We start from the raw sequence: 10,759 nt of genomic DNA, 5'->3' as shown, positions 1-10,759 counted from the left end.
ACGGATGAAACATTCGCCCTAAGCTAAATCATAGCTTAGGGCTTTTATATTGCTTTAAGCAGATGAGTCGCAAGAATAGAAAAAGGAGATAAGAAAATGAAACTGGAAAAATTAGTTGGTGACCGGTTTAAAGAGAGACCGGCAGATTGTGTGATTGACAGTCATGCACTTATGGTAAAAGGTGGATACATCAAATATGTGGCAAATGGTATCTATTCTTCATTCCTGCCATTAAAGAGAATTACACGTAAGATTGAGCAGATTCTTCGTGAAGAGATGGACAAGGTAGATGGACAGGAAGTACAGTTCCCGGTTGTTATGCCTGCATCTATCTGGGAAGAATCCGGAAGATATGAAAGCATCGGAGACGAGCTGCTTCGTTTTACAGACAGAAACGGTGCCAAGATGGTACTTGGTATGACCCACGAAGAAGCAGCCGTGCAGCTGGTTCGTGAGTATGCACAGAGCTATACCAAATATCCTTTTATGATTTATCAGATTCAGACCAAATTCCGTGATGAAGCAAGACCTCGTGCCGGATTAATCCGTGTGAGAGAATTTACCATGAAGGATGCATATTCCTTCCATACCAGCCAGGAAGATTTGGAGCAGTATTATCAGAGAGTACACAAGGCATATGAGCGTATTTTTGAAAGAGCCGGTATTCCGGAAGTAGTATCCGTTGCATCTGATTCCGGCATGATGGGTGGAAGTCTTTCCCATGAGTTCATGCTTCTTACTCCGATTGGAGAAGATTCCATTGTACTTTGTGATGATTGTGGATACAAAGCAAATATGGAAGCTGCAGAAAATATTTCTGACATTCCAAGAGCCGCAGAATCAGCAGAACTGGAAAAGGTTCATACACCAAATATCCATACCATTGAAGATATCTGTGAATTCTTTGGTGATAAGACAAACAACTCCTGTAAAGCAGTTGTTTATCAGAAAAATTCAGATGACAGCTATGTGGTTGTATTTATCCGTGGCGATCTGGAAATCAATGAGACCAAGCTTGTTAATTATCTTGGTGATCAGATTCATGCTGCTGTTATTACAGAAGAGTGCGGATTAAATGCAGGCTATATCGGACCGGTTGGCTTACATATCAATGCACCTCATGTGGTTTTATATGATAAGTCTCTGGAAGGAAGAAATAACTTATCCTGCGGAGCAAATGAAGAGGAATACCACTTCAAAGGACTTGATATGGAGCGTGATGTAAAAGACGCAGAATATCATGATTTTGCTAAGGTATACGAAGGTGGAATCTGCCCGAAATGTGGTAAGAAGACCGTCCGTATTTCTAAAGGTATTGAAGTGGGAAATATCTTCCAGCTCGGAACCAAATATACCAAGTCCATGAAGATGACTTATGTAGATAAAGATGGTGAGAGACAGACTCCAATCATGGGCTGCTATGGAATCGGTGTCGGAAGACTTGCTGCTGCTGTATGTGAAGCCCATCATGATGAGTATGGTCCAATCTGGCCAAAAGAAATTGCTCCATGGCAGGTCCACCTTTGCGCAGTAAGACCGGACAATGAAGAAGTAAAGGCTTTTGCTGATGATTTATATGAGAAAATGCAGAATGCCGGTATTGAAGTTATCTATGATGACCGTACCGTAAGTGCCGGCGTTATGTTTGCCGATGCAGACCTTCTTGGAATTCCACTTCGTGTTATCGTAAGTCCTAGAAATATGAAACAGGGAATCGTTGAAGTGACATCCCGTGATAAGACCTTAAAGGAACAGGTTCCGGTAGAAAACGTATTTGAAGAAATTCAGAAGTACTTATAAGAAGAGATTAAAAATAGCATATAGTGAATGATATGAGAAGAACTCCTGCCGGTTGGAAAACAATCAGCAGAAGTTCTTTTTATGCGAGTAGCGAGAAAAATCGCATGCCTGCATGCAGATTTGGCGAGCACCGCGATAACTCGAGAAACTCGCAAAGCGTGTTTTTCGTAGTTAGTGCGTCTGTTTATTGATATAGCTTGTCTTAAATTTTGAATACATAATCTTCTGGCTGCGGTACAGTCCGTAATAGCCGGAGAGCATATAGCTGAATGCAATCGCAAGAAGCAGGAATGGCATTGCAGCGAAACCGAACATTTCAAAGCTGATCAGCAAAGAAGTAATCGGGCTGTTGGTGACACCACAGAAAATGGCGGCCATACCGATGGCGGCACATAAGGTTGGGGAGAAACCGGTCAACGTTCCAAAGAGACAGCCGAAGCTTGCACCGATAAAGAAAGTAGGAACAATTTCGCCACCTTTAAAGCCGGCACCAAGGGTCAGGGCGGTAAAAATGATTTTTAAAAGAAAAGCTTCCGGAGCCACTGTGCCGTCAAAACATTTGGAAATAATATTAACGCCGGTTCCATTGTAATCCTGATTACCTACCAGAAGGGTGAGGAGAATAATGATGCAGCCGCCTGCCGCAGCACGAAGGTAAGGATTTTTGATAAATTTACGGTAAATGGCTTCACTGTAATGTAAGGAAATACAGAACAGGATACTGACCAATGCACATAAAACGGCAAGAATCGTTACGGTAACTGCAGAAGAAATTCCAAATTCCGGAATGTCTAAAATAGCAAAGGACGGCGGCGCAATCTGAAAGTGTAATGCCAGACCATGTGCTACTAAAGCAGAGATAACGCATGGCACTAATGCAGAATAGTGCATGATGCCGACACTGACTACTTCCAGCGGAAAAATAGCGGCAGCCATCGGTGTTCCGAATAAGGCGGAAAAAGCAGCACTCATGCCGCACATAATCATAATATGTTTATCTTTTTCATCAAAACGGAAAAGTCTTCCGAGAGAATTTCCGATGCTTCCGCCAAGCTGAAGTGCTGCACCTTCCCGGCCGGCAGAACCACCAAAGAGGTGTGTGATTAAGGTGGAGATAAAAATAAGCGGAGCCATACGCAGTGGAATTTCATCCCCGGAATGGATGGCGGAAAGCACCAGGTTGGTTCCAGTATCCTTTTCATCATGGAGAAGATGATAGAGCAGTATAATCATGATTCCACCCAGCGGAAGAAAGAAGATGAGCCATGGATAAGCAGTTCTTGTATCGGTGACCCATGTCATGCCAAAGTAAAAGGCAATTCCCACCATACCGATGAGAAGACCGGACAGAATAGAAAAAATAATCCATTTTATGGCGGTACGCAGACGGCGTAGATTGTGTTTGATTTTATGTATCACAAGTTCTTTGGTAACTGGTTCATTCATGATGTAGTAACTCCTTTTTATATAAAGTAAATATTATAAGCAGAAATTGTTTGTATTTTTTGAAAAATATATATTCTATAAGAAATAGTAGCATTCTGGAAATAAATTTACAAGATGAATGAAGAGATAAATGAAGAGAATTTTATTTGCAAAAAATAACCGGGGTGACTATAATAAGTGAAGGCTTTCTATAAAATCTGGAAATCACAGGCAATGGAGGAAGAAAGATGGAATCAGAAATCAGGATACGCCGGCAGATGATAGAGATTGGAAAAAGAATTTATCAGAGCGGAATGGTAGCTGCCAATGATGGTAATCTTTCTGTGCGTATATCAGAGAATGAAATTTTGTGTACGCCAACCGGAATATCCAAAGGATATATGACGGAAGAATGTTTATGTAAGATAAATCTGCAGGGAGAAGTCTTATCCTGTCAGGATGGGTTCCGCCCGTCTTCTGAAATGAAGATGCATTTGAAAGTATATGAAAAACGTCCGGATGTAAGAGCAGTTGTACATGCGCATCCGCCATATGCCACAACCTTTGCGATTGGCGGTCAGGCATTAAATCGTGCAATCATATCAGAATCCATTGTAAGTCTTGGCTGTGTGCCGGTAGCAGAATATGGTCTGCCGTCTACGCAGGAAATACCGGATGCCATTGCACCATATCTTGACTATTTTGATGCGTTGCTCTTAGCACATCATGGGGCACTGACTTATGGAAAGGACCTGACGGAAGCTTATTACCGGATGGAGTCGGTAGAATTATATGCAAGACTTCTTTACCAGAGTAAAATGATGGAAATGGACCGGGAGCTGGATGCAGATACGGTACACAAATTATGTCTGATGCGGGAAAAGGCAGGAATGAAGAATCCGGAAACAGTCTGTAGCAGTAAGAAATTATTATTTGAAAGCTGCCATGAGTGTATCCGCAGGAAAAATCTTTTGCCAGATGGATAGAAAAGAAAACGTTTGGCAGAAGGCAGCATTTTATAAGCAAGAAAAAGTTATTACAGAGAATAGCAGGAAACAGAAAAAGGAGATTAGAAGATGACAATAGAAGAAAGAGTAAAATTAGCAGAAGAAAAACACCACAGCGGATATAACTGTGCACAGGCAGTATTATGCAGTTACAGTGATAAGCTGGGTATTGATGAAGAAACTTTATTCCGTCTGTCGGAAGGATTTGGCGCAGGGATGGCAGATATGCAGGGAACCTGTGGTGCAGCAACCGGAATGTATATGATTGCAGGAGCACTGGGAAGCTCGGGAGCAATTGAAAAGGGCATGACCAAAGGCAGAACATATCAGACGGTAAAGGGACTGACAGCAGCATTTGATGAAAAAAACGGCTCTCATATCTGTAAAGAATTGAAAGGAATTGAAACCGGAAAGGTTTTGCGGAGCTGCGATGGCTGTATTGAAGATGCAGTCCGTATTGCAGAGCGCTTGTTTTCATAGAAAAAACACAATTTCATGGTAAAAGTGCACAAAAATGGAATGCCAAAATTATATAAGTGTACAAAATGTTAAAAACCCCATTGCTATTTTTGAGTAATGGGGTTATATTATATATATCCACTGAAAACGTTACCGAGAACGTAACCAACTAGGTTTCAGACAAGTCGGTATACAGATTGGGAAAGAGGTTTTCAGGAAGGATAGCATATTATATTTTAGGAGGATGTACTATGAAAAGAAAATTAGTATCTCTTATGTTAGTTGTATCTATGACAGCAGCTATGGTTGCTGGATGTGGAAGCGACGACAAGAAAACAGCTGACAATAATGCAGCAGGAACAGAGAAGACAGATGACAGCAAAGAAGCAGCAAGTGGTTCTGTTTACTACTTGAACTTCAAACCAGAACAGGATCAGCAGTGGCAGGATCTTGCAAAAGCTTATACAGATGAGACTGGTGTTCCAGTTGAAGTTGTTACAGCAGCATCTGGTACATATGAAGAGACTTTAAAGTCTGAGATAGCTAAATCTGATGCACCTACACTTTTCCAGGTAAACGGACCGGTTGGTCTTGCAGCATGGAAAGATTACTGCGCAGACTTATCAGGAACAGATGTTTATTCACATGTTAAGAGTGATGACTTTGTACTGAAAGATGGAGACGAAGTAAAAGGTATCGCATATGTACTTGAGACTTATGGTCTTATTTACAACAAAACCGTATTAAACGCATATTGCGGAATGGACGGAGCTAAAGTTACTTCTATTGATGAAATCAACAGCTTCGCAAAATTAAAAGAAGTAGCAGATGATATTCAGTCAAGACTTGCAGAAGTAAGTGAAGCAGCTGGTCCTGAATATGACCTTAAGGGTGCATTTACTTCAGCTGGTATGGATTCATCCTCTGACTGGAGATTCAAAACCCATTTAGCAAACCTTCCAATCTACTATGAATACAAAGCAGATGGAATCGAATCTACAGATGCTATCAAAGGAACTTACCTTGATAACTACAAACAGATCTGGGATTTATACACAACAGATTCTACTTGCGAAGGCTCTATGTTAGCAAGCAAGACTGGTGATGATGCAACAGCTGAATTTGGCTTAGGCGAAGCTGTATTCTATCAGAATGGTACATGGGCATACAATGATATTATCAATGCTGGTGTATTAACAGATGATGACCTTGGAATGATGCCTATCTACATCGGAGTTGATGGAGAAGAGAATCAGGGACTTTGTACAGGATCTGAGAACTACTGGTGTATTAATGCTAATGCTTCTGAAGAAAACATCAAAGCAACAGAAGATTTCTTGAACTGGGTTATTACAAGTGACACAGGACGTGACGTTGTTGCTAACCAGATGGGCTTCACAACACCATTTGATACATTTGATGATGGATATCAGGCAAGCAATGCATTCATGGATGCAGTTAACCAGTCCATTGCAGATGGTAAGAATTCTGTAGCTTGGTGCTTTACAACAATGCCTTCTGAGGCTTGGAAAGATGGCGTAGGTTCTGCATTAACAGCTTATGCTGCTGGAACAGGTTCCTGGGATGATGTTGTAACTGCATTCGTTGATGGCTGGGCTTCTGAGTACGCAGCAGCAAACGAGTAAGACTTATCACATATAATCAGAACAATATGTGAAAAAAAGGGCGGGCGGATATCGCCTGCCCTTTATAAAAGGGAAAGGAAAAATATTATGAACAAATCAATTAAAAAATATTTTCCTCTTTTTGCACTTCCAACGTTAGTTGCATTTACAATTGGTTTTATAATTCCTTTTGCTATGGGTATCTATCTTTCTTTTTGTAAATTCACAACTGTTACGGATGCAAAGTTTGTAGGACTATCTAATTATACCAAAATCTTTGGAGATGAGACATTTGTTCACTCGTTATGGTATACAGCACTCTTTACAATTGTTTCCGTGCTTGCCATTAACTTTTTTGCATTCGTAATTGCGATGCTTTTAACAAAGGGTATTAGAGGAACAAATGCGTTCCGTACCATTTTCTTCATGCCGAACCTGATTGGTGGTATTGTATTAGGATATATCTGGCAGTTGATTTTCAATGGTATTCTCGCAAATTACAGCAGAACATTGGCATATAATGAAAAATATGGTTTCTGGGGTATGATTATCCTGATGTGCTGGCAGCAGATAGGTTATATGATGATTATCTATATCGCGGGTATCCAGAATATTCCTGGAGATTTGATTGAAGCTGCAGAAATCGATGGGGCAACTTCCTGGCAGGTACTTAAAAATGTAACCTTACCGATGGTAATGCCATCCATTACCGTATGTACATTTTTAACACTGACCAACGGATTTAAATTATTCGACCAGAACTTAGCATTGACAGCAGGTGAACCTGCAAAGAAATCACAGCTTTTAGCATTGAACATCTATGATACTTTCTATGGTAGAAACGGATGGGAAGGCGTTGGTCAGGCAAAAGCAGTTGTATTCTTTATCCTGGTAGCAATAATTGCACTTGGACAGAACTATCTGACCAGACGTAAGGAGGTGCAGCAGTAATGAGTAATGTAAGAAAAGCAAAACATGGCTGGATTTTTACCATTATATTTACTATTTTAAGTGTACTGTGGGTACTTCCGATTGTAATCGTATTTATGAACTCCTTTAAATTGAAGGCATATATTAACCGCTTCCCGTTCCAGTTAGGACCGTTTAAAATGACTGACGGATGGGACAGATTTGTTGCCGGAGTGCAGAAGGCATTTGTTGGATTAACCAACTATGCAGAAGGTATCCGCAAGATTAACTTCTTTAATGCGTTTGGAACATCATTATTTATCACAATATGTTCTGTTGCGGTAATTATTCTCTGCACATCTATGTGTGCATGGTATATCATCCGCGTGAATGATAAGTTTTCAAAAGGTTTATATTGCCTTTGCCTGTTTTCCATGATTGTACCTTTCCAGATGGTAATGTTTACATTATCCAAGCTGTCAAATATGTTACATCTTGGAAATCCGGTTGGAATCATTTTAGTATATCTTGGATTTGGAGCAGGACTTGCGGTATTCATGTTTACCGGCTTCGTAAAGAGCATTCCGCTTGAAATCGAAGAAGCGGCAATGATTGATGGATGCAGCCCGATTCAGACATATTTCCAGGTTGTATTCCCGATTTTAAAGCCTACTGCAATTACAGTTGCAATTCTTCAGGTAATGTGGATCTGGAATGACTACCTTCTTCCATATCTGGTACTCGATATCAGAAAATGGAAAACGATTCCGATTGCAATTCAGTATTTGAAAGGTGGATATGGCTCTATTGACTGGGGCGCAATGATGGCTATGCTGGTACTGGCAATTCTTCCAATTATCATTTTCTATGGAATCTGTCAGAAATATATTATCGAAGGCGTTGTTGCAGGAGCTGTAAAAGGTTAAGCATTTATATAATAAGTATTTCGCTATAGATATAGTGTAAAGGCAGGACAAAACATGACAATAAAAGATATTGCAAAAGAATCCGGGTATTCAGTAAGTACTGTGTCAAGGGTTCTGAATAACAGGGATGATGTGAGTCCGGAAGCAGAAAAGAAGATTCGGCGGATTGTTGCAGAACACAATTTTGTTCCAAATGGAAATGCGAAGCATTTGAAACAGATTGCGTCTAAAACCATCTGCGTACTGATAAAAGGTACGTCGAATATGGTTTTTTCAGGGATAGCAGAAGAAATCCAGACGATTGTAAATAAGACCAGTTATACATTGAATATGATATATCTGGATGAAGAAGAAAATGAAGTAGAACAGGCAATTATTCAGTGTCGTGAAAGAAAACCTCTGGGGATTTTATTCCTCGGAGGTAATCCTGCATTTTTTAGGGAAAAGTTTCATGAAGTAAAAGTTCCATCGGTATTAGTGTCTACTGCAGGAAAAGATCTTGGCTTTCCGAACCTGTCCAGTGTAGCAACAGATGATGTGGAAGCGGCAAAATGTGCCATGAATTATCTGGTGAATCAGGGACATGTTCATATTGGAGTAATTGGAGGAAATTTAAGTTCTTCTTATGTCAGTGAACAGCGTTATATCGGGTGCGAGAAATGTTTTGGTGAAAAGGGAAGAATATTTGATTACGATAAATATTTTGTGAAAGCAAGATTTGACTTTGGAAGTGCGTATCGGGCTACGGAAAAACTTTTGGAGAAGGCAAAGGATATGACTGCTATATTTGCGATGAGTGATGTCATGGCAATTGGAGCGATTCGTGCGATACGTGACAGAGGTCTTCTGGTACCGGATGATATTTCCGTTGTGGGGTTTGACGGAATACCAATGGCGGATTACTATAATCCAAAGCTGACCACTGTAAGACAGCGGTACCAGACGATGGCACAACGCAGTCTTGAAATACTATTTCGTACAATTGACTTGAAAACCAAGGCAGTACATGAAATAATACCTTTTGAACTTGCACTGGGGGAAAGTGTTCGTGAGATAGGAAAATAATCTAGTTTGCAGGAGGAATTTAATTATGAGAACAAGTGGGATATTAATGCATATATCTTCACTTCCGTCACCATACGGAATTGGTACAATGGGAAAGGAAGCCAGAAAATTTGTAGACTTTTTGGATAAATCAGGACAGACTTACTGGCAGATATTACCGATATGCCCAACCAGTTATGGAGATTCTCCATATCAGTCATTTTCAAGCTTTGCGGGGAACCCATATTTTATTGACTTAGATTATCTTTGTAAGGATAAGTTACTGACAAAAAAGGAATGTTTAAGCTATGAATGGGGAGAAAATCCGGAATTTGTAGAGTATGGAACACTTTATGAAAACCGTTTTCCTTTATTGAAAAAAGCATATCAGCGCTTTAAAAAAGCATTACCGGATGATTTTGCGGACTTTTGTGAGAAAAACAGTGACTGGTTAGAGGACTATGCACTGTTTATGGCATTGAAGGATGCAAATGGCGGGGTTGCATGGTTTGAATGGAAGAAAGATTTAAAACTCCGTAAACCATCAGCAATTGAAAATGCGAAAGAAGAATTTGCAGATGCTGTTGAATTCTGGAAAATGTTGCAGTATCTGTTCTTCAAACAGTGGACAGAGCTGAAAGCATATGCCAATGAAAAAGGTATTCAGATTATCGGTGATGTACCTATTTATGTTGCTGGTGACAGTGCAGATGTATGGGCAAATCCGGGACAGTTCTATTTAGATGAGAACCTGGATCCGATTGATGTATCCGGATGTCCTCCAGATGCATTCTCTGCTGATGGACAGTTATGGGGAAACCCGTTATTCCGTTGGGATGCTATGAAGAAGGATGGTTATACCTGGTGGACAAAACGTATCAAAGCAATGTCTGAATTGTATGATGTTGTTCGTATTGACCACTTCAGAGGTTTTGATTCATATTACGCAATTCCTGCAAAGGATAAGACAGCAAGAAATGGAGAGTGGAGAGAAGGTCCTGGTATGGACCTGTTCAATGCTCTGGAAAAGAAACTTGGCAGATTAAATATTATTGTAGAAGATTTGGGTTATTTAACACCGTCCGTAAAACAGTTGTTAAAGGATACCGGTTTCCCTGGAATGAAGTTAATCCAGTTTGCTTTCGACAGCAGAGAAGAGAGTGATTACCTTCCACATACATATCAAAAGAATTGTGTTGTTTATACTGGAACTCATGATAATGATACCATTATGGGATGGTTCAAGACGGCTCCAAAGGAAAGCGTTAAATATGCCAAAGAATATTTAAGATTAAACAAAGAAGAAGGATATAACTGGGGCACCATGAAAGCTGTATGGGGCTGTGTTGGTGATATGGCTATTGTTCCGATGCAGGATATTCTTGGAATTGGCAGTGAAGGACGTATGAATACACCATCTACACTTGGCATGAACTGGAAATGGCGTGCAGTAGATGGACAGATTACTTCGGCACTTGCAAAGAAAGTCTGCAAAAATATGGAAATCTACTGTAGAAAGAGAAAAACAAAAGAAGAGCTGGAAGCTTTAGAAACAGCAGAATAA

General features: G+C 40.2%; 9 protein-coding genes and 1 other annotated feature (1 of these 10 cut by a window edge). Of the genes, 8 read left to right on the top strand and 1 reads right to left on the bottom strand.

Annotated features, from left to right (window positions below):
- Positions 1-24 (top strand) — a binding site (T-box leader); it begins 204 nt to the left of the window's first position.
- 72 nt (positions 25-96) lie between these two features.
- Positions 97-1,800: a proline--tRNA ligase gene (locus LKD41_RS01115; RefSeq protein ID WP_022242598.1), complete on the top strand. Its 1,704-nt coding sequence runs from the start codon at positions 97-99 to the stop codon at positions 1,798-1,800.
- Between the two features lie 171 nt (positions 1,801-1,971).
- On the opposite strand, the gene LKD41_RS01110 is transcribed toward LKD41_RS01115, so the two are convergent.
- Positions 1,972-3,246 (bottom strand): chloride channel protein, encoded by a 1,275-nt coding sequence (locus LKD41_RS01110; protein ID WP_227700141.1) that lies wholly within the window; start codon positions 3,244-3,246, stop codon positions 1,972-1,974.
- Between the two features lie 227 nt (positions 3,247-3,473).
- Between LKD41_RS01110 and LKD41_RS01105 the strand changes: the two genes are divergently transcribed.
- The 7 genes from LKD41_RS01105 (at position 3,474) to malQ (ending at position 10,759) form a co-directional block, all read left to right on the top strand.
- Positions 3,474-4,211, top strand: a complete 738-nt coding sequence (locus tag LKD41_RS01105; RefSeq protein WP_022242596.1) for a class II aldolase/adducin family protein — start codon at positions 3,474-3,476, stop codon at positions 4,209-4,211.
- Between the two features lie 90 nt (positions 4,212-4,301).
- Positions 4,302-4,712: a C-GCAxxG-C-C family protein gene (locus tag LKD41_RS01100; RefSeq protein ID WP_022242595.1), complete on the top strand. Its 411-nt coding sequence runs from the start codon at positions 4,302-4,304 to the stop codon at positions 4,710-4,712.
- Between the two features lie 230 nt (positions 4,713-4,942).
- Positions 4,943-6,337 (top strand): ABC transporter substrate-binding protein, encoded by a 1,395-nt coding sequence (locus tag LKD41_RS01095; protein WP_227700140.1) that lies wholly within the window; start codon positions 4,943-4,945, stop codon positions 6,335-6,337.
- A gap of 87 nt (positions 6,338-6,424) precedes the next feature.
- Positions 6,425-7,267: a carbohydrate ABC transporter permease gene (locus LKD41_RS01090; protein ID WP_022242593.1), complete on the top strand. Its 843-nt coding sequence runs from the start codon at positions 6,425-6,427 to the stop codon at positions 7,265-7,267.
- Positions 7,267-8,151: a carbohydrate ABC transporter permease gene (locus tag LKD41_RS01085; protein ID WP_022242592.1), complete on the top strand. Its 885-nt coding sequence runs from the start codon at positions 7,267-7,269 to the stop codon at positions 8,149-8,151. Before LKD41_RS01090 ends, LKD41_RS01085 begins: the two co-directional genes overlap by 1 nt.
- A 54-nt stretch (positions 8,152-8,205) precedes the next feature.
- Positions 8,206-9,216, top strand: a complete 1,011-nt coding sequence (locus LKD41_RS01080) for a LacI family DNA-binding transcriptional regulator (protein ID WP_022242591.1) — start codon at positions 8,206-8,208, stop codon at positions 9,214-9,216.
- A 25-nt stretch (positions 9,217-9,241) separates the two neighbouring features.
- Positions 9,242-10,759, top strand: a complete 1,518-nt coding sequence (gene malQ / locus LKD41_RS01075; protein ID WP_022242590.1) for a 4-alpha-glucanotransferase — start codon at positions 9,242-9,244, stop codon at positions 10,757-10,759.

Origin of the sequence: Roseburia sp. CLA-AA-H209, from assembly GCF_020687575.1 — a bacterium.
GTDB classification, from domain to species: Bacteria; Bacillota; Clostridia; order Lachnospirales; family Lachnospiraceae; genus Roseburia_C; species Roseburia_C amylophila.
The sequence above is the reverse complement of the archived record's forward strand: the minus strand, read 5'-3'. Positions and strand labels throughout refer to the sequence as shown.

What these genes read in the sequence shown, in the direction of transcription:
- LKD41_RS01115 (WP_022242598.1), top strand. Translation starts at nt 97, where the DNA reads ATGAAACTGGAAAAATTAGTTGGTGACCGGTTTAAAGAGAGACCGGCA.
- LKD41_RS01110 (WP_227700141.1), bottom strand. Translation starts at nt 3,246, where the DNA reads ATGAATGAACCAGTTACCAAAGAACTTGTGATACATAAAATCAAACAC.
- LKD41_RS01105 (WP_022242596.1), top strand. Translation starts at nt 3,474, where the DNA reads ATGGAATCAGAAATCAGGATACGCCGGCAGATGATAGAGATTGGAAAA.
- LKD41_RS01100 (WP_022242595.1), top strand. Translation starts at nt 4,302, where the DNA reads ATGACAATAGAAGAAAGAGTAAAATTAGCAGAAGAAAAACACCACAGC.
- LKD41_RS01095 (WP_227700140.1), top strand. Translation starts at nt 4,943, where the DNA reads ATGAAAAGAAAATTAGTATCTCTTATGTTAGTTGTATCTATGACAGCA.
- LKD41_RS01090 (WP_022242593.1), top strand. Translation starts at nt 6,425, where the DNA reads ATGAACAAATCAATTAAAAAATATTTTCCTCTTTTTGCACTTCCAACG.
- LKD41_RS01085 (WP_022242592.1), top strand. Translation starts at nt 7,267, where the DNA reads ATGAGTAATGTAAGAAAAGCAAAACATGGCTGGATTTTTACCATTATA.
- LKD41_RS01080 (WP_022242591.1), top strand. Translation starts at nt 8,206, where the DNA reads ATGACAATAAAAGATATTGCAAAAGAATCCGGGTATTCAGTAAGTACT.
- malQ (WP_022242590.1), top strand. Translation starts at nt 9,242, where the DNA reads ATGAGAACAAGTGGGATATTAATGCATATATCTTCACTTCCGTCACCA.